This window comes from Microbacterium sp. SORGH_AS_0428 (assembly GCF_031453615.1).
Classification (GTDB): Bacteria; Actinomycetota; Actinomycetes; order Actinomycetales; family Microbacteriaceae; genus Microbacterium.
In genome coordinates, this window is record NZ_JAVIZT010000001.1 from 2,680,865 (window position 1) to 2,706,835 (window position 25,971).

General features: G+C 70.2%; 22 protein-coding genes. 15 read left to right on the top strand and 7 right to left on the bottom strand.

What is annotated here, in order from left to right; all coding sequences use genetic code 11:
• The first annotated feature begins 1 nt into the window (after nucleotide 1).
• The 4 genes from modA to QE374_RS13050 all read left to right on the top strand — a co-directional run bounded on the left by modA (nucleotide 2) and on the right by QE374_RS13050 (nucleotide 3,292).
• Nucleotides 2-793 carry a molybdate ABC transporter substrate-binding protein gene (gene modA / locus QE374_RS13035; RefSeq protein WP_309735516.1) on the top strand — a complete coding sequence of 264 codons (792 nt, stop codon included), beginning with the start codon at nucleotides 2-4 and terminating at the stop codon, nucleotides 791-793.
• Entirely contained in the window at nucleotides 790-1,593 is an 804-nt protein-coding gene (locus QE374_RS13040; protein WP_309735517.1) for an ABC transporter permease, read from the top strand. Before modA ends, QE374_RS13040 begins: the two co-directional genes overlap by 4 nt.
• Nucleotides 1,590-2,621 (top strand): ABC transporter ATP-binding protein, encoded by a 1,032-nt coding sequence (locus QE374_RS13045; RefSeq protein ID WP_309735519.1) that lies wholly within the window; start codon nucleotides 1,590-1,592, stop codon nucleotides 2,619-2,621. Before QE374_RS13040 ends, QE374_RS13045 begins: the two co-directional genes overlap by 4 nt.
• A gap of 80 nt (nucleotides 2,622-2,701) precedes the next feature.
• On the top strand, nucleotides 2,702-3,292 hold the full coding sequence (locus QE374_RS13050) for a GNAT family N-acetyltransferase (protein WP_309735520.1): 591 nt from the start codon (nucleotides 2,702-2,704) through the stop codon (nucleotides 3,290-3,292).
• A gap of 1 nt (nucleotide 3,293) precedes the next feature.
• Here QE374_RS13050 and cydC read toward each other — a convergent pair whose 3' ends face one another.
• From cydC to QE374_RS13070, 4 genes are all read right to left on the bottom strand, one after another.
• Complete coding sequence (gene cydC / locus QE374_RS13055) at nucleotides 3,294-5,009, bottom strand: thiol reductant ABC exporter subunit CydC (protein WP_309735522.1); 1,716 nt, start codon at nucleotides 5,007-5,009, stop codon at nucleotides 3,294-3,296.
• A complete protein-coding gene (gene cydD, locus QE374_RS13060; protein ID WP_309735524.1) occupies nucleotides 5,006-6,721 on the bottom strand; it encodes a thiol reductant ABC exporter subunit CydD in 1,716 nt (571 codons plus the stop codon). Before cydD ends, cydC begins: the two co-directional genes overlap by 4 nt.
• Before the next feature lie 110 nt (nucleotides 6,722-6,831).
• The gene (gene cydB / locus QE374_RS13065; protein ID WP_309735525.1) at nucleotides 6,832-7,863 is read right to left on the bottom strand and encodes a cytochrome d ubiquinol oxidase subunit II; all 1,032 of its coding nucleotides are present in this window, start codon (nucleotides 7,861-7,863) and stop codon (nucleotides 6,832-6,834) included.
• Between the two features lie 10 nt (nucleotides 7,864-7,873).
• Nucleotides 7,874-9,319 carry a cytochrome ubiquinol oxidase subunit I gene (locus QE374_RS13070; protein WP_309735527.1) on the bottom strand — a complete coding sequence of 482 codons (1,446 nt, stop codon included), beginning with the start codon at nucleotides 9,317-9,319 and terminating at the stop codon, nucleotides 7,874-7,876.
• Between the two features lie 208 nt (nucleotides 9,320-9,527).
• On the opposite strand from QE374_RS13070, the gene moaA reads away from it, so the two are divergent.
• Nucleotides 9,528-10,586, top strand: a complete 1,059-nt coding sequence (gene moaA / locus QE374_RS13075) for a GTP 3',8-cyclase MoaA (protein WP_309735528.1) — start codon at nucleotides 9,528-9,530, stop codon at nucleotides 10,584-10,586.
• 11 nt (nucleotides 10,587-10,597) lie between these two features.
• Here the strand turns inward: moaA and QE374_RS13080 are convergent, their stop codons facing one another.
• Nucleotides 10,598-11,230 (bottom strand): metalloregulator ArsR/SmtB family transcription factor, encoded by a 633-nt coding sequence (locus QE374_RS13080; RefSeq protein ID WP_137417775.1) that lies wholly within the window; start codon nucleotides 11,228-11,230, stop codon nucleotides 10,598-10,600.
• A 190-nt stretch (nucleotides 11,231-11,420) separates the two neighbouring features.
• Here QE374_RS13080 and QE374_RS13085 point away from each other — a divergent pair, with 190 nt between their 5' ends.
• A complete protein-coding gene (locus QE374_RS13085) occupies nucleotides 11,421-12,350 on the top strand; it encodes a diacylglycerol kinase family lipid kinase (RefSeq protein ID WP_309735532.1) in 930 nt (309 codons plus the stop codon).
• 6 nt (nucleotides 12,351-12,356) lie between these two features.
• Here QE374_RS13085 and QE374_RS13090 read toward each other — a convergent pair whose 3' ends face one another.
• Together QE374_RS13090 and QE374_RS13095 are read right to left on the bottom strand one after the other, a co-directional pair.
• The gene (locus tag QE374_RS13090) at nucleotides 12,357-12,764 is read right to left on the bottom strand and encodes a glucose-6-phosphate dehydrogenase (RefSeq protein ID WP_309735534.1); all 408 of its coding nucleotides are present in this window, start codon (nucleotides 12,762-12,764) and stop codon (nucleotides 12,357-12,359) included.
• A 100-nt stretch (nucleotides 12,765-12,864) separates the two neighbouring features.
• Complete coding sequence (locus QE374_RS13095; RefSeq protein ID WP_309735535.1) at nucleotides 12,865-14,166, bottom strand: hemolysin family protein; 1,302 nt, start codon at nucleotides 14,164-14,166, stop codon at nucleotides 12,865-12,867.
• A 533-nt stretch (nucleotides 14,167-14,699) separates the two neighbouring features.
• On the opposite strand from QE374_RS13095, the gene QE374_RS13100 reads away from it, so the two are divergent.
• The 9 genes from QE374_RS13100 to QE374_RS13140 all read left to right on the top strand — a co-directional run bounded on the left by QE374_RS13100 (nucleotide 14,700) and on the right by QE374_RS13140 (nucleotide 25,896).
• A complete protein-coding gene (locus tag QE374_RS13100; protein WP_309735537.1) occupies nucleotides 14,700-15,305 on the top strand; it encodes a hypothetical protein in 606 nt (201 codons plus the stop codon).
• An 80-nt stretch (nucleotides 15,306-15,385) separates the two neighbouring features.
• The gene (locus QE374_RS13105) at nucleotides 15,386-16,462 is read left to right on the top strand and encodes a hypothetical protein (RefSeq protein ID WP_309735539.1); all 1,077 of its coding nucleotides are present in this window, start codon (nucleotides 15,386-15,388) and stop codon (nucleotides 16,460-16,462) included.
• A complete protein-coding gene (locus tag QE374_RS13110) occupies nucleotides 16,459-16,794 on the top strand; it encodes a hypothetical protein (protein ID WP_309735541.1) in 336 nt (111 codons plus the stop codon). The genes QE374_RS13105 and QE374_RS13110 overlap by 4 nt, the downstream gene beginning before the upstream one ends.
• A complete protein-coding gene (locus QE374_RS13115; protein ID WP_309735542.1) occupies nucleotides 16,782-17,801 on the top strand; it encodes a LacI family DNA-binding transcriptional regulator in 1,020 nt (339 codons plus the stop codon). Before QE374_RS13110 ends, QE374_RS13115 begins: the two co-directional genes overlap by 13 nt.
• 184 nt (nucleotides 17,802-17,985) lie before the next feature.
• A complete protein-coding gene (locus tag QE374_RS13120; protein WP_309735543.1) occupies nucleotides 17,986-19,002 on the top strand; it encodes an ABC transporter substrate-binding protein in 1,017 nt (338 codons plus the stop codon).
• Nucleotides 19,003-19,120: 118 nt separating this feature from the next.
• Entirely contained in the window at nucleotides 19,121-20,692 is a 1,572-nt protein-coding gene (locus tag QE374_RS13125) for a sugar ABC transporter ATP-binding protein (RefSeq protein ID WP_309735545.1), read from the top strand.
• Nucleotides 20,689-21,729 carry an ABC transporter permease gene (locus QE374_RS13130; RefSeq protein WP_309735547.1) on the top strand — a complete coding sequence of 347 codons (1,041 nt, stop codon included), beginning with the start codon at nucleotides 20,689-20,691 and terminating at the stop codon, nucleotides 21,727-21,729. Before QE374_RS13125 ends, QE374_RS13130 begins: the two co-directional genes overlap by 4 nt.
• A complete protein-coding gene (locus tag QE374_RS13135) occupies nucleotides 21,726-22,769 on the top strand; it encodes an ABC transporter permease subunit (RefSeq protein ID WP_309735550.1) in 1,044 nt (347 codons plus the stop codon). Before QE374_RS13130 ends, QE374_RS13135 begins: the two co-directional genes overlap by 4 nt.
• Nucleotides 22,770-22,914: 145 nt before the next feature.
• Nucleotides 22,915-25,896, top strand: a complete 2,982-nt coding sequence (locus tag QE374_RS13140; protein ID WP_309735551.1) for an immunoglobulin-like domain-containing protein — start codon at nucleotides 22,915-22,917, stop codon at nucleotides 25,894-25,896.
• The last annotated feature ends 75 nt before the right edge of the window (nucleotides 25,897-25,971 follow it).

A 25,971-nucleotide genomic window follows, 5' to 3' on the forward strand; every position in this document is an offset into this window, starting at 1 on the left:
CATGCCCGCTCGTCGCCTCTCCCTGATCGGCCTGGTCGTCGCCGGTTCCCTGCTGCTCGCCGGCTGCGCCGGGACCGCTGAGCCGACGTCGGCACCGAGCGCGTCCGGAGCCGCGGAGCTGACCGGAACACTCACGATCTCGGCCGCCGCATCTCTGAGTGCCGCATTCGACGAGATCGCCCAGGGCTTCGAGGCGGAGCACCCCGGCGTGCAGATCCCGCCGATCTCGTACGACGGATCGTCGACCCTCGCGACGCAGATCATCGGCGGCGCGCCCGTCGACGTGTTCGCGTCGGCGGACGAGAACAACATGAACAAGGTGGTGGATGCGGGCCTCGCCGGGGATCCGCAGATCTTCGCCACGAACACACTCGTCATCGCGGTGCCCCGGGGAAACCCCGCCGGCATCGCGTCGCTCGGCGACCTCACCAAGCCCGGTGCGACCGTCGTCCTGTGTGCGCCGGAGGTGCCGTGCGGCGCCGCATCCCAGAAGCTGCTGAGCGCGGCCGGTGTGAGAGTCACCCCGGTCAGCCAGGAGCAGAACGTGACCGCGGTGCTGACGAAGGTGGCGGCGGGCGAGGCCGACGCGGGCCTGGTCTACGCGACCGACGTCAAGGGCCGCGACGATGTGGACTCGCTCACGCCCGACGGCGCGGGAGCCGTCGTCAACCGGTACCCGATCGCCGTGTTGAAGGACGCGCCGGACGCGGCGCTCGCCGCCGCTTTCGTCGCGTACGTCCGTGGCGAGCGGGGGCAGGCCGTCCTGGCCGCGCACGGCTTCGGCGCACCGTGAGCGGTGCCCCGCGCGGCCACCTGCCGCGCTCCCTCGCCCTCCCCGCGGCGGTCGGACTCGCGTTCCTGCTGCTGCCTCTGCTCGCGCTCATCGCCCGCGTCGAGTGGGCCACCTTCCTCTCCGACATCACGTCGACGGCTGCGCTGAGCGCGCTCACGCTGTCGCTGGGCACAGGGGTCGTCGCCACGACCGTCTGCGTCGTCGTCGGGGTGCCGCTCGCGCTGCTCATCGCGCGTGCGGCGCCTCGCACCGCCGCCGTGCTGCGCGCGCTGGTGACGGTGCCTCTCGTGCTCCCGCCCATGGTCGGCGGTGTCGCGCTGCTGTACCTGTTCGGACGCAACGGGGTGCTCGGCGACGCTCTCGGTGCGATCGGGGTGCGCGTGCCGTTCACGACGACGGCCGTCGTCATGGCGCAGGTCTTCGTCGCACTTCCGTTCCTCGTGCTCGCCGTGGAGGGGTCGCTGCGTGCCATCGGCACGGGCTACGAGCGTGCCGCCGCATCCCTCGGCGCCGGCCGATGGACGGTGCTGCGCCGCGTCACCCTCCCGCTGGCCGCCCCCGGACTCGTCGCCGGCGTCGTGCTCTGCTTCGCCCGGGCGATCGGCGAGTTCGGCGCGACGGCGCTGTTCGCCGGCAACGCGCCGGGCGTGACCCAGACCATGCCGCTTGCGATCTACACCGCGTTCAACGGCGCCGGCGTGTCCCAGGGCGCCGCCGTCGCGCTGTCGCTGCTGCTTCTGGCGACCGCCGTGCTGGTGCTGCTGCTCGTTCGCGCGTGGCGTCCGGGGGCCGTGCGATGACCGCCGTGCGGGCCCGCATCCGTGTCTCGCGGCCGGGGTTCGAGCTGGAGGTCCCCCTGGTGGTGGCGTCCGGCGAGACGGTGGCGATCATGGGCCCGAGCGGTGCCGGCAAGTCCACGATGCTGGACGCGCTCGCCGGTCTCGTGCCGCTGAGTGAGGGGCGGATCGTGCTCGACGAGGACGAGGTCTCGACCCCGCGGTTCCAGCTCGCGCCCGCCCGCCGGGGCACCGTGCTGCTGGGGCAGGACCCCCACCTCTTCCCGCACCTGAGCGCGCGCGAGAACGTCGCGTTCGGGCCCCGCGCCGCAGGGATGCCGGCCCGCGCGGCGCGGGCGCTGGCGGAGGAGTGGCTGGTGCGGGTGGGGCTCCCAGACGCGGGCAAACGGCGACCCGCGGACCTGTCCGGAGGACAGCAGCAGCGCGTCGCCATCGCGCGTGCGCTCGCCGCATCCCCTCGGCTCGTGCTGCTCGACGAGCCGCTGACCTCGCTCGATCCCGTGACGGCTGACGGCATCCGAGCGCTGCTGGCCGAGCACCTCGCGGGGCGCACGTGCGTGCTGGTGACGCACGACGCGGTGGATGCGGTCGCCTTTGCGGATCGCGTCGCGGTCATCGAGGCGGGCAGGCTCACGCAGGAGGGTGCGGTGCGTGACGTGCTCGGCGCGCCGGCGACGGCGTTCGTCGCCTCGCTGGCCGGACTCAACCGCATCGTGGGCGCCGCGGCAGTCGGCGGGGTGCGGGTCGACGGGATGCTGATCCAGGGGCGTGGGGATGTGGGTGACGCGGCGCAGGGCGCGGCGGTGTTCCGCCCCGCAGACGTGCGGATCGTGGGCGACGGGACGCCCGGATCGTGGGTGACTCGCATCGTGCGGGTCGAGCCCACGATCGCGGGCGCGCGCGTGCACACCGCGACGGGCGGCATCGCCGTGGACGTGTCGCTCGATGAGCTCGCGGCGCGCGGCCTGCGTGCGGGGGCGGAGATCGCGCTGTCCGTGGACCCCCGCAGCGTGCGCGTCGTCCCCGCCTGACCCGCGTCCCCTCATCTTCGCCGAGTGACACGGGGCACGCCTGCCCGCGGGTGCACAGGAGGGGTGGGTACGCTCGGCGCATGGGAGTCATCCGTCCGTTCCGCCCGGGTGACGAAGACGCACTGGCGGCGGTCTGTCTGGCGACGGCGGCCGCCGGCTCCGACGGCGCGGGGATCCTGACCGACGACGGCCTCTGGGCCGACCTGTACCTGTTGCCCTACCTCGACCGGCATCCCGACCTCGCCTTCGTCGCCGAGGATGCCGAGGCGCGGCCCGCGGGATACATCGTCGCAACGGACGACACGATCGCTTTCGACGCGTGGTTCGCGAAGCGCTGGTGGCCGGCCCACCGTGCCCGTTATGCGCACGCCGACGCGAACGCCAGGCAATGGGCGATCGTCGCCGAAGCGGATGCGCGCACCGAGAGCAGCGCGCTGCGGGCCACCCACCCCGCGCACCTGCACATCGATCTGCTGCCCGTGCTGCAGGGGCAGGGCACAGGGCGACGCCTGGTCGACACGCTCGTCGAGGCGCTGCGCGAGCGCGGCGTGCGCGGTCTGCACCTGGGCGCGGACGCGCGCAACGCCGGCGCGCTCGCGTTCTACGACCGTCTCGGATTCGCTCGTGCCGCGTCGCCCGAGGGGGCCCAGCTGTTCACGCTCGATCTCTGAGTCAGGCGGATGCGGCCAGCCGGCCGTTCTCCAGACGCACTTCCCGATCGACGAGCCCGTCCGGGGGCGCGACGTGCGAGATCACCACGACGGCGCTGTCCTCCTGAACGGCACCGAGCAGGTCGCGCAGCAGCAGATCGGATGCCGCGGGATCCACCCCCGCGGTCGGCTCATCGAGCACGAGCACGGGGAATCGCGCGAGCAGGGCCCGTGCGAGCGCGATCCGCTGCGCCTGTCCGCCCGACACGAGCGCACCCCGCTCGCCGAGGTCGGCGCCGAGCCCGCCTCGCTCGCGTGCCCAGTCGGTGAGCCCGACACGCCCCAGCACATCCCACAGCTCCGCATCGTCGGCGCTGTCACGGGCGAAGAGCAGGTTCTGCCGGAGCGTCTCGTCGAAGAGGTACGGGGACTGCTCGCAGAGACCGATCGTCCGGCGCAGATCGTCGCCGGAGATCTCTCGCACTTCGCGGCCGCCGATGCGGTAGGAGCCTTCGTAGTCGAGGAAGCGGACGAGAACGTGTGCGAGGGTCGTCTTGCCCGCGCCGCTCGGGCCGGTCACGAGCACGCGTTCGCCGGGGCGTACGTCCAGATCGATCTCCGTCAGCCGGCCGGCATCGTCGACGGATGCGGCCGCGGCGTCGTCCGGGAACGTCTGCGCGCCCAGGCGGTCGGGCCAACGCGCCGAGACGCCCGACAGACGCAGTCCGTCCCCGAGGGGAGGGGCGTCTCCCGTGGCCACCGGTTCGTCCCGGGGGAGCCCGGCGGGCACCTCGTCGGGCACCGTCTCCGCCACGCGCTGCGCGGCCGTGCGCACCTGGCGCCACGCCGCGAGGGCCAGCGGGACCGTTCCGAAGACCTCGAACACGGCCATCGGCAGGAGCACGACGACGGCCAGGGCCGGTCCGTCGAAGCCGCCCTGCCCGAGCAGCGCCGCGCAAGCGAGGAGTGTGGCGAGCGAGGCGATTCCGGCGACGAGCGACACGGCGCCGGAAGTGAGCCCCTGCGCGCCCGCGCGGCGCACCGTGGCCCGGCGCAGCTGTTCGTCGGCGTGACGGATGCGCGTGCGGGCCGCATCCGTCGCCTCGAATGCGGTGAGCACGTCGAGGGCCGTCAGCTGGTCGAGGAGGGCGTCGGAGAGGTGGGAGCGCAACGGTGCGATGCGGTTCTCGGCCCGTGCGCCGGTGCGCCAGCCCACCCACGCGGCCAGTGCGAAGGCCGCTGAGAGGCATACGGCGAGCACGGCGGCGGCGATCGGCTGCAGGAAGGCGGTGAACACGACCGTCGCGACCGAGGCGAGGGTGGCCGTCGCGAGGGGCATGACGACACGCAGCGGAAGGTTCTGCAACTCGTCGACGTCGTCGACCAGGCGGGACAGCAGCGCCCCGCGCCGGGTCGTCCCGAGCCCATCGGGGGCGAGCGGCACGATGCGGCGCACGAGGTCGGCCCGCACGGTGGCGAGGCGTCCGAGCGCGGCATCGTGCCCGCTCAGCCGCTCGAGGTAGCGGAAGACGCCGCGTCCGAGCGCGAAGGCGCGGACGGCCACCACCACCGCGGTGATGTACATGACGGCGGGCTGCTCGGCGGAACGCGTGATGAGCCAGGCGCTGGCCGCCAGCAGGGCGATCGCGCTGACGGCGGTTCCCGTGCCCGCCGCGAGCGCCCACCAGAAGCTGCGCAGCGGCGGCTGCGCCGCCCGCAGGACGTCGGAGGTTCTCACGCCGCGCCCCCTTCCCCGGGCGCATCCAGCGCGGAATCGAGAGCGGCGCCGGACGACACGACGATGACGCGGTCGGCGATCGTCCGCGCCGTCGGCCGGTGCGAGACGAGAAGGACGGCGGCGCCCTCAGTATCGGCCGCGCGACGCACGGTCTGCCACAGAGCGGCCTCGGTCTGCGCGTCGAGGGCGCTCGTCGGCTCGTCCAGTGCCAGCACGGGCGTCCCGCGGCGCCGCATCCGATAGAGGGCGCGTGCCACCGCGACGCGCTGCGCCTGTCCGCCCGACAGCCCCGCCCCGGCGACGCCGAGCGCCAGGGCGCCGTCGACGTCCGCGACCGCGTCGGTGAGGCATCGCGCCACGAGAGCCCAGTCGGGTCGGTCGTCGCCGAGCGCGACGTTCTCCGCCACGGTGCCGGTCACCAGTCCCGGCCGCTGACCCGCCCACGCCACGATGCCGCGCGCGGCCGCATCCGTCGCCGGGGTACCCGCGACCTCGATGCGACCCGTGTAGTCGGCGAAGCCGAGGAGGGCCGCGAGGATGCTCGACTTGCCCGCGCCACTGGGACCCTCGAGCAGCACGACCTCTCCGCCCGACAGTTCCAGATCGATCGGGCCGATCTCACGATCCCCCCGCGGCACGCGCAGATCATGCAGGCGAAGCAGAGGGCCGCCTGTCGCCGGCGACGTCGCGGCGGGCGCGGCGGGCGCTGCCGGTGTCAGCGCGCGGGCGTCGTCCAGGGTCTGGAAGATCTCGTCGGTCGCGGCGACGCCCTCGGCCGCGGCGTGGAACTGCACACCCACCTGTCGCAGCGGCAGGTACGCCTCCGGTGCGAGCAGGAGCACGAACAGTCCCACCAGCAGGGGCATCTGGCCGCCCAGCAGGCGGAAGCCGATCTCGACGGCGATGATCGCGACGGAGATGGACGCCAGGAACTCGAGCGCGAAACCGGAGAGGAACGAGACGCGCAGCACCGCCATCGTCTCGCGCTTGTAGTCACCGGTGACGGTTTCGATGCTGCGCGCGGCGCGGTGCTGGCGTCCGAAGACCTTGAGCGTCCCGAGGCCCGCCACCGTATCCGCGAAACGGGACGCCAGATGCTGCAGGGTGCCGAACTGGCGGCGCTGCACGGTCTGGGTGGCGAGGCCGATCAGCACCATGAACAGCGGGATGAGGGGCATCGTGAGCACGACGATGAGGCCCGAGAGCGGATCCGAGACGAGGATCGTCACGATCAGGACGGGCATGGTGATCGCGGTGGCGACCAGTTGCGGCAGATAGCGGCCGAAATAGGCGTCGAGCGCCTCGAGGCCGTGGCCCGCCGTGACCGCGAGCGCCGCGCTGTTGCGGCGCGACAGCCACGCGGGGCCGAGCCGGTCGACGGCGGACACCAGGGCCGCGCGCAGCTGCAGCGATGCGCGCGCAGCACCCACCGCCGAGGTGCGCTCGGATGCGGCGATCAGCAGCCCCCGCACGAGCGCGAGTGCCGCCGCGCCTCCGAGCGCCGGAAGGAGCGTCTCGACCGGCTCGCCGGCGATGGCGCCCACCAGTGCCGTCGTCAGAAGCCAGGCGAAGCCGATGATCACGCCGGTCTGTGCGAGCACGATCGCGGCCGTGATCAGCAGGAAGTGGCGCGACGCGGAGCTGTATCGCAACAGCCGCGGATCGATCGGGCGGTTCCTGCCCGACGCGCGGGTGGCGGCGTCCGTACTCACTCTTCGATCCTGCCTCATGTGCCGTCGGACCGGCCGATGCTCGCGAGCATCCGCCGGTCCGACGGGGTGTGCCTTCATCCGCTCCGAAGGGGAGGAGCGGATGAAGGCGGTCAGTGGACGACCGCCGCGGCCTTCTCGATCCGGGAGCGCATCACGCGCTTGCGGAACACCCAGTAGGTCCAGCCCTGGTAGAGCAGCACGAGCGGAAGGAAGACCACCGCGGCCCAGGTCATGATCGTGAGGGTGTAATCGGTGCTCGAGGCGTTCTCGATCGTCAGGGTGCCCGCGGGGTCCGTCGAGGACGGCATGACGTTCGGGAAGAGCGCAAGCCACAGCGTGAGCACGGCGAACGCCACGGTGCCCGCGCCGAAGGCGAACGCCCATCCCTCGCGGTCGGTCGCGTTGGCGAGCACGGAGGCGATCAGCAGCACGGCTGCGAGAACGGCGCAGATGATCACGAGCGGCAGCGCGGGAGCCTGGGCGCCCATCGCGTTCATGACGGTCCAGCCGAGGAACGCGGCGGCGACCACGACGGTCAGCAGTCCCGAGGTGCGCGCGAGCTTGCGGGCGTCGGTACGCACCTGTCCGTCGGTCTTCAGGGCGACGAAGTACACGCCGTGCGTGAAGAAGAGCAGCAGCGTCGTGAGACCGCCGAGAAGGCCGTACGGGTTCAGGAGCGTCAACAGCGAGCCCGTGAACTCGTGGTGTGCATCCAGCGGCACGCCCTGCACGATGTTCGCGACCGCCACGCCCCACAGCAGCGCCGGAAGGGCGGAGCCGACGACGATCATCGTGTCGAAGCCCTTCTTCCACCGCAGCGAGTCGCGCTGATGCCGGTACTCGAAAGAGACTCCGCGAGCGATGAGGGCGAGCAGGATGAGCAGCAGCGGCAGGTAGAAGCCGCTGAACAGCGTGGCGTACCACTCCGGGAAGGCCGCGAACAGGCAGGCGCCGGCGACGATGACCCACGTCTCGTTGAGGTCCCAGACGGGGCCGATCGTGTTGATGATCTGCCGGCGGCCGATGTCGTCCTTGCCGAGGAACGGCAGCGACATCCCGACGCCGAAGTCGAAGCCGTCGAGCACGAAGTATCCGACGAACAGCACGCCGACGATGAAGAACCAGAGGTATGCGAGATCCATGGCGAGCTCCTCAGTAGACCGTGGTCATGCGGTGGGCATCGTCGTCGGCGCTCTCGCCGTCCCCGGGTTCGGGGATCGGCTCGGGCCCCTTCCTCGCGGCCTTCAGGATGAGGCCGAACTCCACGACGGCCAGAGCCGCGTAGGTGAGGGTGAAGGCGATCAGCGAGATCAGCACGTTCCATCCCGGAACACTCGGCGAGACGCCGTCCTGGGTCAGCATGAGGCCGAACACGATCCAGGGCTGACGACCCATCTCGGTGAACAGCCAGCCGACGAGGCTGCCGAACATGGGCAGCGGTGCCGACCAGATCGCCACGCGCCAGGCCCACTGCGGGACCGCGCGCTTCGCCTTCTTGCGCGTGAGCCACAGGCCGACCACGGAGATCACCGCTGCGAGGCCGCCGAAGCCGATCATCCAGCGGAAGGACCAGTAGGTGATCCAGATGGTGGGCGCGAAGGGCAGGTCGCCGCCCAGCTGGTCGGCGAACACGGGCCAGTTCTGGGTGTACTCGGCGTTCAGGTTGTTGATGCCCTCCACGCAGCCGTCGAGCGTGTGGGTGGACAGGAACGAGAGCAGATAGGGCACACGCAGCGACCAGATCTCACTCGTCCCGTCGGGGGTGCCGAGCGAGAAGATCGAGAACGAGGCATCCGCTCCGCACGCCGTGTTGTACAGCGCCTCCGCAGCCGCCATCTTCATCGGCTGGGTGGCGACCATCTGAAGGCCCAGCAGGTCGCCGGAGATGGCGGTGCCGGCGAAGGAGATGATGACCGTCCACATCCCGAAGCGCAGGGCGGGACGCATCGAGTCGAAGTGCTTCCCGCGGGCCAGATGCCAGGCGGCGACGGCGACCACGACGGCGGCGGCGAACATGATGGCGGCGAACATCGTGTGCGGGAAGGTCGCGAGCACGACGCGGTTGGTGAGCACCGCGAAGAAGTCGGTCATCTCGGCGCGGGTGCCGTCGGGCGACATGGTGTAGCCGACGGGGTTCTGCATGAAGGAGTTCGCGGCCAGGATGAAGTACGCCGACAGCGTCGCGCCGATCCAGGCGCACCAGATCGTGGCCAGGTGCACGCGCTTCGACAGGCGGTCCCAGCCGAAGATCCACAACCCGATGAAGGTCGCCTCGAAGAAGAAGGCGAGCAGACCCTCGAAGGCGAGGGGAGCGCCGAACACGTCGCCGACGAAGCGTGAGTACGCCGACCAGTTCATGCCGAACTGGAACTCCTGCACGATGCCGGTCACCACGCCCATGGCGAAGTTGATCAGGAAGATCTTGCCGAACAGACGTGTCAGCTGGAGCCACTTGGTCTCGCCCGTACGCACCCACCAGGTCTGGAAGATCGCGACGATCAGGCCCATGCCCAGCGTCAGCGGGACGAACAGGTAGTGGTACAGCGTGGTCAGACCGAATTGCCAGCGCGCGAGCGCGAGCGGATCAAGAAAATCCATGAGCGTCCCCTTCAGAGCCCTCGCCTCGACTCCAGGCCGCGGGACCGGCCGGATGGGAGGTTGCGGCACAGTGTCGCAGTTCGAAATGAGATGGCCGCGGGGGGCGGCCGTGAATAATGGCGAGGAGTTTCCGCGCCGATGCGCGCCGGGGGTCCGAGCGCGGCACGTACCCTCGTGTCATGGGCGATCGAGCGGTGGAGGTGAGCGGATGACGGCGATTCCGCTCCAGCTGCGCCGCACACCGCCCGTGGATGCGGGGCAGCAGCGGCAGGGCGATCCGCTCGTCGACGCGTTCGGCCGGGTGCATCGGGACCTTCGCATCTCGCTGACCGACCGCTGCTCGTTGCGCTGCACGTACTGCATGCCCGAGCAGGGCAACGAGTGGCTCGCGCGTAACAGCATCCTGACCACCGACGAGATCGAACGCGTCGCCCGCGTCGCCGCCGCCGACGGGATCACCACCTTCCGGCTGACCGGCGGTGAGCCTCTGCTGCGCCGCGACATCGTGGACGTCGTGGCGCGCCTGGCGCGCATCGAATCCCCCGAGGGACCGGTCGCGATCGCGATGACCACCAACGGGATCCGCCTGCCGGAGCTGCTGCCCGACCTCGTTGCGGCGGGACTGAGCCGGTTGAACATCTCCATCGACACCTTGCGGCGCGATCGCTTCGCCGAGCTCACGCGCCGCGACCGACTCGATGAGGTGCGGGAGGCGATCGCCGCGGCCGCCGCATCCGGGCTCCGCCCGCTCAAGCTCAATGCCGTCGCGATGCGCGGGGTGAACGACGACGAACTGGTCGACCTGGTCGAGTTCGCCGTCGCGCACGACGCGCAGATGCGCTTCATCGAGCAGATGCCGCTGGATGCGGGCCACACCTGGGACCGATCGCAGATGGTCACCCGCGAAGAGATCCTCGAAGCGCTCGGACGTCGGTGGGAGCTGACCCCTGTCCCGGGCCGCGGCGGCGCGCCCGCCGAACGCTGGACGCTCGATGCCGGACCGCACACGGTGGGCGTCATCGCGTCGGTCACGGCGCCGTTCTGCGGCGACTGCGACCGGATGCGGCTGACCGCCGACGGGCAGCTGCGCAACTGCCTGTTCTCCACGACCGAGTACGACCTCGTGCCGCTGCTGCGCGGGGGTGCCTCCGACGCACAGGTCGACGCCATGCTGCGTTCGTGCATCGCGGGCAAGCTCGCGGGGCACGCCATCGATGACCCCTCGTTCCTGCAGCCGTCGCGGGGAATGAACGCGATCGGCGGCTGAGGGCCGCTCGTTCATGCCGGTAGCGTCACCCGCTGCGCGAGCATGAGCTTGACGACACAGTTGCGCGGGTCGCACGATGCGGCCATCTTGTCCACGCGCAGCGGGCCTCCGGCCTCGGCGAGAACGCCGTCCATGAGCCCTAGGTGCACATCGCACAGCGTCTCGCGGTGGTCGGGATCCGCGCCCGCGTTGGGGCAGGGGGAGATGTCGACGGTGAGCTCGGCCTCGTCGACGATCGGCTCGAAGCCGGCATCGCCGAGATCTTCGACGAGGGCGTCGATCTGATGCACGGCATCCGGCGTGAGCCCGGTGTCCGACACGTTCGTCCACGGCATGATGCGGCGCATGAGGTCTCCGCGCTGCGCCGCCTCGCGCACCTTGCGCTGCGAGATGACGCTGATGCCCTGGCGGTCCGAGGTGGTGCTGTACAGCACGCGCGGGCGGCCGCGGGTCGTGCGGTGCTCGGTCTCGGCCACGATGTAGCCGCCGTCGAGCAGGCGCTGCAGGTGCTCGCGAACCGTGTTCGGATGCAGTTCGGTCGCCTCGCACAGCTCGGCGACCGTGCGCTGTCCGCGCTTCTGCAGAACGTGGAGGATCTGGACGCGCGAGTAGCTGGAGATCGCGCTGTAGCCGGGGCGGGTCATGTCTTCATTGTTCATGTTCTCGGATGAAATTGAAAGGTCAGACCACAACATTTCCGAGGTTCCACAGTTCACGTCGCGCTTTCGCGCGGCCGGTGTTGTGGGTTTTCCACGGCTCCGCCGGGAAAGCGTCGTCTTTCGCGTCGTCGTGCAAGCGGAGCCGTGCGTCGCGTCGGGGTGAGAGCATGTGTGCATGTCCGCATCCCGCACCGCCGTCGTCTACAACCCGAGCAAGACGAAGCGCGAGGATCTCGCGCGCGCGTGGGCGGGTGTCAGCGCGGAAGCCGAGCCAGAGTGGTTCGAGACGACCCCCGAGGATCCGGGTCAGGGCCCCGCACGCGCCGCGATCGAAGCCGGATGCGATCTGGTGATCGCTGCGGGCGGCGACGGCACGGTGCGCGCGGTGGCGGAGGGGCTCGCCGGAACGGATGTCGCGCTCGGCATCGTGCCCCGCGGAACCGGCAACCTGCTGGCACGCAATCTGGGCGTGCCGCTGCTGAGTCTGCCGGCCGCCATGCGCCGGGCACTGACGTCGGAATCCCGCTCGATGGACATCGGCTGGGTCGATCTCACGCGGGAGCGCGGCACCGAGCGCCACGCCTTCGTCGTGATGGTGGGCTTCGGCCTGGACGCCCAGATGCTCGCCGAGACCGACGACGACCTGAAGTCGAAGGCGGGATGGCTCGCCTACGTCGCGGCGATGGGACGCGCCCTGTCGTCATCGAGCGTGATCGATGTCCGGCTCGCGCTGGATGACGAGCCGGCGCAGAGTGTCGAGGCGCACACGCTGCTCGTGGGCAACTGCGGCGCCATCCAGGGCGGGGTTACCCTCTTCCCGGACGCTCAGCTCGACGACGGGCTGCTCGATGTGCTCGTGATGAGCGCGGCCGGCGTCGGCGACTGGCTCGAGACGCTGCGCACCGCGATGTGGGACAACGGCATCCTCCGCCTGTTCGATCGCGAGCGTTCGGCGACGAGCACGGAGTCGGCGCGGCACGCGCAGGCCCGGCGGCTGAGCGTCGAGCTGTCCGAGCCGTGCGCGTTCGAGATCGACGGCGAAGAGGTCGGCGAGGTGACCGGTTTCGCGGTCAGCGTCGAGCCCGCAGCGTTGCGCGTTCGCTGAGCGGGCTCAGGCGATCTGCTCGCCGCACATGCCGCACACGCCGTTGGCGTTCGCCTCGAGGAAGCAGGTGGGGCACACGGCGCGGACACGCTCGGGGATCACGGGCTTGGGTGTGCTCGTGCGGGCGGGCGCGGCCTGACGGGCCGTGCTGCGCTTCGCCCGCACCGCGGGCGCCGCGGGCGCGGGCGCGCGGGGCGGCTCGGGGCGGTGCTCGGCGCAGTAGAAGCGCACGAATCCGTCGTGGTTGTTGGGGTGGCGATGCTTGACGGCCCACAGTTCCGTCCGCTCCCGCGCGGGCGCGTCGGAGGGGCAGGAGGCGCAGCGCCCCGGCTCGCCCGGGGCGATGTCGGCGACCAGCAGCGGTGTCTCGAAGGGGATGTTCTGCCGCCAGTCCGATGACGATGCGATCCTCACGGGTTCCTTCCTGGCAGGCGCGCTTCGGGTGCGCGGATCCTGCCTCTACAACGGTAGATCACCTGGCGGGGGCCGGGCGCCTCGGCCCCCGCCAGGGCGATCAGTTCGCGATCTCTTCGAGGGAAGCCGGTGCGCGGGTCACGTGCAGTTCACTGATCCGGCGTCGATCGATCGCGCTCACGCGGATCGTCGCGCCGTCGACCTCGACGACATCGCCCACGCGGGCGAGGCGTCCGAGCCGCTCGACCACGTAGCCGGCGACGGTGTCTGCGCTGCCGCGCGGGATGGCGATGCCGGTCGCCTCTTCGAAGTCCTGCAGGTTGAGCCGGCCGTCGACCGCGCCGCCTTCGGCGCTGAGGGCTGCGGCGACAGCATCCGTGTCGTACTCGTCGAAGATCTCGCCGACGACCTCCTCGACCAGGTCCTCGAGCGTGACGATGCCGTCCGTGCCGCCGTACTCGTCGACCACGACGGCGATGTGATGCCCCTGCGCCCGCATCCCCGTGAGCGTCGGCAGCACGCGCGCGGAGGAGGGGAGGTAGGGGATCTCGCGGGCGAGGGAGACCAGCTCGCCGCTGCCGGATGCGGAGGCGGCGTCGAAGATGTCGCGCACGTGGACGAACCCGACGATGTCGTCGATCGACGTGTCGATGACGGGGTACCGCGAGTGCGGCAGGTCCTTCACCCGCGCCGCGGCCTGTTCGACCGGCTCGTGGGCATCGAGCGCGATCACCTCGGGGCGCGGTCGCATGACCTCGCTGATCTGGCGGTCGCGCAGCGAGAGCACGTCGTCGAGGATGCGGCGCTCGTCCTCCGGCAGGCCCTCATGACTGGAGACGATGTCGCGAAGCTCCTCGTCGGTGAGCTCGTCGGCGGTCTTGTCCGGGTCGCCGCCGAGCAGGCGGACAAGGGCGTTCGTCGACACCGACAGCAGCCAGATGACGGGACGCATGAATCGCGCGAATCCGCCCAGGACCGGGGCGACGGCGTAGGCGAACTGCGCGTTGCGCTGGATCGCGAGGCGCTTGGGCACGAGCTCGCCGAGCACCAGCGAGAGATACGCGATCACCAGCGTGAGCACGATCGTCGCGACGGTCGCCGCGACGGACTCGGCGAGTCCGAGCGACACGAACAGCGGCGTCACAGACGGAGCGATCGACGAGGCGCCGTAGGCGGCCGAGGCGAAACCGGCCACCGTCACGCCGATCTGCACGGCGGAGAGGAACGTATTGGGGTTCCGGGCGAGATCGGCGACCTTGCGACCGCGCTTGCCCCGTGCTGCGAGGGCGTTGACTTGGCTCTCGCGCAGGGTGACGAGGGCCATCTCCGTGGCGGCGAACAGGCCGCCGATGAGGACGAAGACGATGACGAGGGCGATATTGAGAAGGAGGTCGCCGTTCAACGGCCGACCTCCTCGATGTGCAGGCAGACGCCCGGGGTCACCCGGGCGCGCGGACTATGACTGTCGGAGGAATCGGCAGAGTGCGTCATGGCATCAGCGTACGGGGACGGGCGGCCGCGATGCTCGGGGTTCGCCGAGAGCGGGCGGTGCAGCCGCGCTTGACAGACCATGCGTTCGCGCTAACATCGAGCACAAGTCATTGGTACCGCTAACACGCGATGTCGCGTATCCGCATCCCGCTCGACGCCTCCGCAATCCTTTGCGCGCGTTGTGACGTGCGCCGATGACGACCTGATCAAGTCGAAGAACGAGTGAGTGACCCATCGTCGGGTCACAGCAAAGGTGCACGATGCTCGCTGCGAACGCCGGCCCCCGGCCCGACGTCGCGACCGCGCGCGGCGGCAGAGCGCCTCTTTCACCGGGAGGCATCCGGCTGCGGCCGCATCCCTCTCGGGCAATCTGGCGACCGGAGAGTCCGGCCGTCCTGGAACTCGGCTGAGCGCTGTCGCCTCGCCGGAGATCGGAGACACACCATGAAGAAAGGCCTTCTCGCCCGGACCGCCGTCGGCCTGGTCGGCGGCGCACTCCTCATCGGCGCCGCGGGAGCGGCCGTCGCGGACGAGATCGGCAACGACGACGTCGACGTCACCGTCGACATCGCGGCGCTGCCCGATGCCGGCGCTCTGACGCTGAGCGTCGCTCCCGGTTCCGCCGTGCTGACCGAGGGGGAGTCCGCCGACCCCGACCAGCGCGTCTTCGAAGGCACGCTGCCCACCGTCACCGTCACCGATGATCGCGACACCATCCCGTCCGGCTCCGCCTGGTACGTGACGGGCCAGGCGAGCGCGCTGGCGTCCGGCGACGCCTCGATCGCCCCCGGCCATCTGGGCTGGAAGCCGAAGCTGCTGACGCAGAGCGCCGACGTCGCGGAAGGTCCGGACGTCGACACCGTGCTGGATGGCGGCCCCAACAACGTCGGGCTCGTGGATGCCGAGTTCCTCGCGATCGCCTTCGATGCCGAGAGCGCTGCCGGCACCTGGCAGGCCACGGCCGATCTGCTGCTCAAGACTCCGAAGGACGTCACGCCGGGCAGCTACTCCGGCACGATCACCCTCACCCTGTGGGAGGAGCTCTCCTGAGGTCGCGTCCCCGCCTCGCGCATGCCCCATGCGGAGGAGCCGGCGACGGCTCCTCCGCCCCTTCCCCCAGGATGACCGCTGTGTTCCCACGCTTCCGTACCCCGCCGTCCGCGATCAGGGCGTCGGTGCTGTCCGTCGCCGCTCTCGCGGCCCTGCTCGCGCCCCTCGCCCCTGTCGCGGCCGCCGCGGCCGATGACGATCCCGTCCGCTGGTCGGTCGCGCCCGCGGATGCCGCGGGGGCGGACGGGCGGCGCGCCGTCGAACACGAGCTGGCGCCGGGGGAGCACGTGGACGAGTACTTCGCGGTGCGCAACCTCAGTGAGCACGAGATCACCTTCCGGATCACGGCCGCCGACGGCTTCTTCACGCAGACGGGCCGTTTCGACATCCTCGCGGATGCGGCCGCGTCGAGCGCGGCAGGTACGTGGATCACGGTGCCCGACGCGGTCACCGTCCCGGCGGGCGAGAGCGTGGTCGTCCCGTTCTCGATGGCGGTGCCCGAGCGTGCGGAGCCCGGCGACTATGCAGCGGGCGTGACCGCATCCATTCTTTCGGCGGGCAGTGGCGCGGGAGGGGCGAGCGTCGGGGTCGAGAGCAGGGTCGGCTTCCGCGTGCTGACGCGGGTGACGGGCGAGATCACCCCGGCGGCCTCGCTCGACGCGCTCGCCGGCGACTACCGCCTGTCGTGGAACCCGTTGCGCCCGGGGGAGGCGCAGGTCTCGTTCGAGGTCGTGAACGAGGGGAACACGCGCCTCGCGGCTGCCGGCACGGTGTCGGTCGGCGGACGAAGCGTCGCCTTCCCCGCTCCGGGCCAGCAGGCGCAGGAGCTGCTGCCCGGTGACCGTCGCGAGATCACCGTCACGGTCGACGAGGTGTGGCCCTGGGTTCTGTTGAGCGCCACCGTGACGCTCGCGCCGGAGGTCCTGACCCTCTCCGACACGGATGCGACCATGGCTCCGATTTCCGCCGACGTGGCGATCTGGGCGGTACCGTGGCCGCAGTTGGCGATCTTGCTGGGGGCGGGTCTCGTCGTCTGGGCTATCCTGTGGCGACGATCACGGTCCCGGAGGCGGATCTCCGCCATGATCGACGACGCGCTCCGACGAGGGCGTGAAGAGGGACGCAACGAGATGACCGATCGGGTGGGAGCATCATGAAGCGCTGGGGCGCGGTGCTGACCACGGCCATGAGTGCGCTCGCGGCTGCCGCGGCGACCGCGCCCGCGTACGCGGCCGATGTCGACGCCGATCCGGGCAGCGTCGGCGTCAGCGTCCAGATCACCCCGATCGAGTGCGCGAGCGGATGCGGCGCCGGCGTCGAGGGCGTCGGCTCCCTGGCCGCCAGCGGTCTGGCGTCGATGGAGCCGGTCCTGTGGGCAGCGACCCTGCTTCTGGGACTGGGCACCGCCCTGGCCCTGCGCACCATCGTCGTCCGCCGCTCGAAGCCGGCGCCCGCATCCGATTCCGGAGACGGTGCGTGTCAGAGCTGACGCGCGGCTGGCAGCGACCCAGCATCTACGACGTCGCCAAACATGCGGGCGTGTCTCATATGACCGTCTCGCGGGTCTTGAACGACCACCCCAACATCCGTGACTCGACACGTCAGCGCGTGCTGAAGGCGATCGAGGAGATGAACTACACCCGCAGCTCGATCGCGCGAGCGCTGGCCACGCGGCGGGCGATGCGCATCGGCGTGCTGGTCGACGGGCCGGTGCAGTTCGGTCCGAACAGCACGCTGCGCGCCCTGGAGGCCGCCGCACGCGACGTCGGCTACGCGATCAGCGCGTTCTCGATCGACGACGACGACGACTCTCAGCTGGATGCAGGGGTCGTGGAGCTGGTCACCCAGGGCGTGGACGCCCTGTGTGTCATCGCCCCCCGGGCATCGTCGCTCGAGCTGCTGCGGCAGAAGAGCACGGGGTTGCCCACGATCGTCATCAAGGCGGAGCCCGACGACGTCTGGCATACCGCGGCCGTCGACCAGCGAAGCGGGGCGCGACTGGCGGTCGACCACCTGCTCGAGCTCGGCCACCGACGCATCGCGCACCTCGCGGGACCGCTGGACTGGTACGACGCGAGGGAGCGCGAGCAGGGCTGGCGCGAGTCGCTGGCCGCTGCCGGCCTCGAGGCCGGCGAGGCGATCATCGGCGACTGGACCTCGGACTACGGCTACGAGGTGGGCAAGGCGTTCGACCCCGGCAGTGCGACGGCCGTCTTCGCGGCGAACGACCAGATGGCGCTCGGTCTGGTGCACGGCCTGGTCGATCAGGGCCTGCGCGTGCCGGAGGACGTCAGCGTGGTCGGCTTCGACGACGTCCCGGATGCGCGGCACTTCCTGCCCCCGCTGACGACCGTCCGCCAGGATTTCTCCGCCCTGGGAGAGCTCGCTCTGGAACTCGTGATCGCCGCCATCGACGGCGAGGACCACACCCGCCACGATCGCATCGCGCCGGTCCTGGTCGTGCGTTCGTCCACGGCGTCCGCGCCGCGCGACTGAGTCGCTGCCATGCGTTGTTAGGCGCAACAAATGTTCGCGGTAACGGAAAAATAACGAATCGCCCCGAAAGAGTTGCGAAGTCGCATTGTTAGCGCGCACAATGTGGCTACCCGACGTTCCCGCTGGGGGCACACGGACCACCTCTTCGACGATGAGCGTCGGGGAGTCTCAAGGAGGAGATCACATGGCACACAACAAGCGCGCACTGGGCATGCTGGGATTCATCGGCGTGGGGGCTCTCGCGCTGGGTCTGGCCGGCTGCTCGAGCGGTGACGCAGAGGCCGGCGGCGACGCGACCGGCGGCAGCGGCAGCGGCGACCTCACCACGGTCGGCTTCGTCGCGGTGGGCCCCGAGGGTGGCTGGCGCAACGCCAACGAGCAGGCCATCAAGGACGCCTTCACCGAGGACGCCGGCTTCGAGCTCAAGTACGCCCCGGCCGCCAGCCCGAGCGACCAGAAGTCGCAGCTGGATGCCTTCTCGACGTTCGTCAACGACGAGGTCGATGTCATCCTGCTCACCGCCACCGAGGCGTCGGGCTGGGAGGACTCGCTCAAGCTCGCCAAGGAGGCCGAGATCCCGGTCATCCTGCTCGACCGCGGTGTCGACGCTCCCGACGACCTCTACGTGACCCGCATCGCGCCCGACAACGTGCAGGTCGCGAAGTCGGTCGGCGAGTGGGCGACCACCGCGTTCCCCGAGGGTGCCAACTACTTCGTGCTCGAGGGCGTTCCGGGTCTCTCGGTCGTCAACGAGCGCAACGAGGGCTTCGACGAGGCGCTCGGCGGCGCATCCGGCTGGAACAAGGTCGGCGCGCAGACCGCCAACTGGAAGACGGACGAGGGCAAGTCGGTCATCGAGACCGTCCTGAAGGCCAACAACAACAACATCCAGTTCATCTTCGCTCAGAACGACGAGATGGGCATCGGCGCGGCGCAGGCCGTGACGGCGGCGGGTCTCAAGCCCGGCACCGATGTGAAGATCGCCACGATCGACGGCACCAAGGGGGCGCTCGAGGCTCTGGCCAAGGGCGACCTGAGCTTCGTCGCTCAGTACAACCCGTTCTTCGGCACCGACGCCGTCGACGCCGTCAAGAAGGCCCTTGCGGGCGACAAGGTCGACTCGACCATCATCGTCAAGAGCGCCACGTTCGACTCGCCCGAGGCGGCCGACAAGGCACTCGCCGACGGCCTCGCCTTCTGAGCGCCGGAAGCCCGCACTAAACCGCGCCGGCAGGCAGAGCGGGGATCGCCCCGGGCGATCCCCGCTCTCTGTCCGGCCCCCCAGGGCATCAGCCCCGTAGCGAGGAAGCTCGTCAGTGATGACCGAATCACCCCCGATCGTCGAAGTCCGCGGCGCATCGATCACCTTCCCCGGCGTCAAGGCCCTCGACGCCGTGAACTTCCGACTCCTCCCCGGAGAAGTCCACACCCTGATGGGCGAGAACGGCGCAGGCAAGTCCACGCTGATCAAAGCGCTGACCGGCGTGTACCAGATCGACTCGGGATCGATCCTCGTGGGCGGCGTCGAGCGGCGCCTGACCGGCACCAAGTCCGCCCAGGACGCCGGGATCTCGACGGTCTACCAAGAGGTCAACCTCTGCACGAACCTCACCATCGGCGAGAACGTCATGCTGGGTCACGAGGTGCGTGGTGCGCTCGGGATCAACTGGCGCAAGACACACGCCCGCGCGGCCGAAGCGCTCGCGCGCATGGGCCTCGGTCATCTCGACCCCCGCGCCCCGTTGGCCTCCATCTCGATCGCCCTGCAGCAGCTCGTCGCCATCAGCCGTGCCATGGTCACCGAGTCCAAGGTGCTCATCCTCGACGAGCCGACCTCGAGCCTGGACTCCGCCGAGGTCGAGGTGCTCTTCGGCGTCATCCGCAATCTCCGCGACCAGGGCGTCGCGATCCTCTTCGTCTCGCACTTCCTCGACCAGGTGTATGCGATCAGCGATCGCATCACGGTCCTGCGCAACGGAGCCTTCGTGGGGGAGTACCTCACCCACGAACTGGACCGCACGCAGCTCATCTCGAAGATGATCGGCAAGGACCTCGACGCGCTGCGTGCGCTCGGCTCGAACCGTCAGGTCGACGAGCGCGACCGCACGGACACCCCCGTCTACAGCGCGCAGGGGCTGGGTCGCAAGGGCGCGCTGAACCCGACCGACATCGAGATCCACCGGGGCGAGGTCGTCGGCTTCGCGGGTCTGCTCGGCGCCGGCCGTACCGAGCTCGCCCGGCTCATCGTGGGCGCCGACCGTGCCGACTCCGGCACCGTGCGCATCCGGGGCAAGAAGGCCAACATCGCCTCGCCCGTCGCGGGGCTCGCCAACCGGATCGCGTACTCGACCGAGAACCGCCGTGACGACGGGATCATCGGCGACCTGAGCGTCCGCGAGAACATCATGCTCGCGCTGCAGGCGAAGCGCGGCTGGTTGCGTCGCGTGCCCGCCCGCGAGGTCGACGCGCTGGTCAAGACCTACATGGAGCGCTTCAGCGTTCGACCGAACGACCCGGACCGGCCGATCCGGCTGCTCTCGGGCGGCAACCAGCAGAAGGTGCTCCTCGGCCGCTGGCTGGCCACGGAGCCCGAGCTGCTGCTGCTGGACGAGCCGACCCGCGGTATCGACGTCGGTGCGAAAGCCGACATCCAGGAGACCGTCGCCGAGCTCGCCGAGGGCGGCATGGGAGTCGTCTTCATCTCCTCCGAGTTGGAGGAGGTCGTCCGGCTGTCCGAGCGCATCGTCATCCTGAAGGACCACGACAAGATCGGCGAGGTCGTCAACGGACCCGACGTGACGGCCGAGCGCATCGTCTCGATCATCGCCGCCGAAACGGAAGAGAAGGCCGAGGCCCAGACCGAGGCGCTCGCCGAAGGAGAGCTCTCATGACGTCCTTCCTGAAGACGCTCGTGCGCACGCCCTGGTTCTGGGGCATCGTCGGCATCGTCCTGCTGCTCACGCTCAACGTCATCAAAGACCCGAACTACCTGTCGCTCGGCATCAACCCGACGACCGGGATGCTGGCGGGCAACCTCCTCGACATCCTGCGCGTGTCCGCGCCGATCATCATGATCGCCCTCGGCATGACCTTCGTCATCGCGACCAAGGGCATCGACCTGTCGGTGGGATCGATCATGGCCGTCGGCGGCGCCGCGGCCATGGAGAGCCTGTCCGCGGCCGGTGCGCCGACATCGGTGGGCGCCATGCTGACGGCGATCGGCATCGCGCTCCTGCTGGGTGCGGTCCTCGGTCTCGTCAACGGCCTGCTCGTGTCCGTCATCGGACTCCAGCCCTTCATCAGCACGCTCGTGATGATGCTCGCCGGACGCGGTATCGCCCGCGTCATCACCGGGGGCCAGAACACCAACGCCACCAACGAGCCGTTCCGCCAGATCGCGAACGGGCAGATCCTCGGACTGCCGATCAGCTTCGTGGCGGCGATCGTGATCGTGGTCCTCGTCTCGGTCATCATGCGACGCACGGCGCTCGGGCTCATGATCGAGTCGATCGGTGTGAACCCCGCCGCCAGCCGTCTCGCCGGCATCCGGCCGCGGCCCATCCTCATCGCGGTGTACATCCTCTCGGGTGTCCTGGCGGCCACGGGCGGCCTGTTCACCGTCTCCGAGGTCATGACGGTCGACGTCTCGGGCACCGGTTACCAGATGGAGCTCGACGCGATCCTCGCGGTCGTGATCGGGGGGACATCGCTGGCGGGCGGAAAGTTCTCGATCCTCGGTTCCACGGTCGGCGCCCTTCTGATCGCGACGCTCAACAAGACCGTCCTCTTCCTCGGGATCTCGGCCGCGGCGACGCCCGCCTTCAAGGCGATCGTCATCGTGGTGCTGGTTCTCCTGCAGTCCGAGCGGGTGCGGGGCTACGTCCTGCGACTCGGACGCACCCGTTCCCGAAAGGAGGCCGTCGCGTGAGCGCGTCCGTCTCGACCTCGTCCATCGACCTCGACAAGGTCCCCTCCCGCGGGTTCGCCCGCATCTGGGGGCGCAGCCAGTCGGTGATCCCGTCGCTCGCGGCGGTCCTGTTGCTGATCGCCATGCTCGTGTACGCGGAGCTCGCCTACGGCCGCGTGTTCCACATGGGCACGATGTCGAGCCTGCTCGTCAGCTTCGCGCCGACGATCATCCTCGCCGTCGGGATGACGATCGTCATCCTCTCGGGCGGCATCGACCTCTCGGTCGGCGCGGTCGTCGCCTTCACCTCGGTCGCCGGCGTCATGCTGATGGACATCGGCGTGAACGGGTGGCTCGCGATCGTGCTCATGATCGTCTTCGGCGCGATGTTCGGCCTCGTCTCCGGAGTGCTCATCCAGTACTTCAACGTGCAGCCGTTCATCGCCACGCTGGCCATGATGTTCCTGGCCCGTGGGCTCGCGTCGATCCTGTCGACCGTGCCCGTCCAGGCACCCGACGACTCGCCGATCCTGCTGCTGGCGACCGACTTCAAGCTCATCGACGGCCCCAAGGTGAACGACCTCGTGCTCACGCCCGGGTTCTTCATCGCCGTGCTCGTCGTGATCGGCGCGTTCTTCTTCCTGCACCGCACCCGCTCCGGACGCACGATCTACGGCATCGGCGGTGCCGAATCGTCGGCGCAGCTGATGGGACTCCCGGTCGCCCGCACCCGGGTGTCGATCTACATCATCAGCGGTGCGCTGGCAGGCCTCGCCGCCGTCGTCTACACGGCCGAGGTGGGCGGCAAGGCCCAGAACGTCACGGCCATCGGCTGGGAGCTCGACGCGATCGCGGCCGTCGTCATCGGCGGCACGCTGCTGACCGGCGGCGCGGGCTACGTGCTCGGCTCGGTCGTCGGATCGCTCGTGCTCGCGACCCTCTGGATGATCATCACGAAGGACGGCACCATCCGCCCCGAGTACCTCACGATCATCACCGGCGGCATCCTCCTCGTCTTCGTGCTCCTGCAGCGCGTGCTGACGGCCAGACGACGCAGATGAACCCCGACACGGCGTCGGGGCGGGCGCCCGGCCCGCTCCGACGCCGTGTCGCGCCCGCACGCGGGCGGATCCACAACTGAACACCGCATCCGACGCGACGTCGGCCGCGACGCGGCCCGGTCGCTCGAGACGAACAGGACTCTCGATGACGAGAAACTCCCCGCCCGTATCCGTCACCCCGACACGGCACCGTCGGCGCGCCCGCGCGTTCGCCGCATCCGTGCTCGGCGCAGCGCTCACCGTCACCGGTCTCGGCGTCCCCCTCGCCGCACAGGCCGCGGAGATCCCGGCCCCCACGGCTCACTACGACATGTCCCACCAGGGCCAGTCCCTGATCGATGTGTCGGGCAACGGCCGCAACGCCACACTCACCGGCTTCACCGACGCGTCGTTCGCGGATGCGGCGGGCGACGCCGTGCTGCGCTTCCGGGCCGACGGCTACGCATCGCTGCCCAAGGGGCTCGTGACCGGCACCGACAACGACTTCACCGTCGAGTACACCGTCGCCACGCAGACCGCGGCCAACCACTTCGGCTGGGTCATCGGCGACGGCGTGGGTCCGTGGAACACGACCCAGCTGGGCAACCACATCTTCCTGAGCCCGCGTTCGTCGCAGGGCGGCTACGTCAACCAGGCGCTCGCCGCGATCCGCGTGAAGTCCGCAAGCGACAACGGCGAGACGCGTATGCCGGCCGGCGGCGGGCTGAACCCCGGGTTCACGACCCTCACGATGGTGGGCCAGGGCAACACGCTGACGCTGTACCGCGACGGCGCCGTCATCTCGACGCTCACCCACACCCGCTCATTGAGCTCGATCATCCCGAGCGGCAACGTCCTCGGATATCTCGGACGCTCCCTCTACCAGGGCGACGCACTGCTGCGCGCCGACGTCTCTGACGTGAAGTTCTGGGACACAGCGCTCACGGCGGACGATGTGCGCGCCAGCATGCCGACCGCCCAGGAGAAGAGCGCTGCCACCGCCGCGCTGCTCCGCGGCGACGTGCTCGCAACGATGCTGGGAGCCAACCCCTCGCTCGACCGGGTGTCCACGAACCTGACGCTCGCGGCCACGGTCAACGGCGTCGCGCTCACCTGGGCCTCATCCTCGCCGCAGATCGTGTCCACGACCGGCGTGGTCTCCCGCTCCATCGCCCAGGACACCCCCGTCACGTTGACGGCCACGAGCTCGCTGGGCACGCTGACCTTCGACGTCACCGTCGTCGCCCCCTCCGTATCGAGCGATCTCGACGCGATCGTGCTGGCGACGCGCACCACCGAGAACCTGCCGCTGGCGACGAAGGGCGCTGTCAACGGCGCCGCCCTCACCTGGACCTCGTCCGACCCGGCCCTGGTGACCGCCACCGACCCGGCCTACACGGCGCCGGCGGCCGGTTCGGCGGACCCGTACGCGGGCGGCGGCATCGTCTCGCGGCCGGCATACGGCTCGGGTGATCGCAGCGTCACGCTCACCGCGACGGCCACGCTGAACGGCCGTTCCGCAGAGCGCACGTTCCAGGTCACCGTCGCCGAGCAGGGTCGGTGGGCACCGGACGCCGGCTACGCGGCCGCCTACTTCAAGTCCGACGGCGACGAGAAGATCTATCAGGCCGCCACCAGCGGGAACGACTTCTTCACCTTCTCCGCGGTCAACGGCGGAAACCCGGTCATCACGTCGACGACCGACACGAAGGGCCTCCGCGACCCGTACGTGCTGCGGTCCAAGGACGGCGACAAGTACTACATGGTCGCGACCGACCTCTGCATCAGCTGCGGTACCGGCTGGGGTCCCGCCCAGTCCGAGGGCAGCCTGAAGATCGAGGTGTGGGAGTCGACGGACATGGTGCACTGGAAGCGCACCAACGACGCGAACACGGGCATCACGGTCAACCAGCCGGCCGCAGGCATGACGTGGGCGCCCGAGGCGTACTGGGATGACGAGCTGCAGTCCTACGTCGTGCACTTCTCGTCGCGGCTGTACTCGGACGCGTCCAAGACCAACAACGACAACCTGCACGCCCGTGTCTTCACCGTCCTCACCCGCGATTTCCGCACCTTCACCTACCCGCCCGCCGAGTGGCAGAACACCGGCTACGCGCGGATCGACTCGACGGTGCAGAAGATCGGTGACTACTACTACCGGTTCACGAAGAACGAGGACGGCGGCGCCGCCGACGGTCTCGAACGCGGAAAGGACATCTTCCTGGAGCGGTCCAAGGTGCTCACCGCGAAGACCACCCGTTCGGACTGGAACGCGAACCCGGAGACGGGCTGGCAGCTGATCGACACCGCCATGACCAGCCTCGAGACCGGGCAAGCGGGTGAGGGACCGCAGATCGTGAAGCTCAACGACGGCGACCCGAACAACACCGCGGACGACGACGGGTACGTCTTCCTCGTCGACAACTACGGCTCCGGCGGCTACCGCGCATTCGTCACGACCGGTGACGAGATCGCCAGCAGCAACCGCGACGATCGCCTCTCGCGCCGCGCCGACTGGAACGTCCGCCCGGTGGGCGGTCTGCCCGCAAGCCCCCGCCACGGCTCCTTCGTCAACGTGTCGCAGGCCGTCCTGACGGCTCTGCACGGATGGACGGATGTGGCCGCCGTCGCCTCGACCACGACGCTCACCGCCTCCGGCCGCACCGCCACGGCGCACGTCGTCGCCGCGGACGCCGGTCAGGTCGCCGGCACGGTGACCTTCGCCGGCGGCGGCTGGAGCCAGAGCGCGACCCTCGCCGACGGGGTGGCCTCGATCGAGGTTCCCGCCCAGGTCGGTGCCGTCACCGCCACTTACGACGGATACCGGGATGGACGCGTGAGCGTGTCGAGTTCGGCGACGGTGTCGCTCGGTGTCGCGTTCACGACCACCGTCGCCGCGAAGTGTCTGGCCGGTAAGGTCGTGCACTCGGTCGCGGTCGTCAACACAGATCCGTCGACGATCACGGCGACGATCGTCGGCGCCTACGGCAGCAAGGTGCTGACGCTGGCTCCCGGCGCCTCGGCATCGGCAGCCTTCACGACCCGGCTGACGGCGACGCCGGCGCAGACCGTGACGGTGACGGCGAAAGCCGCCGACGGGCGCACGACGACGCAGAGCGCGCTCGTGCCGTCGACCACCTGCGGCTAGGGAGCGTCCTACACCACCGGGGCCGGGTCAGCACATAGCTGGCCCGGCCCCGGTGCGTCCGCGCAGGATGGTGGG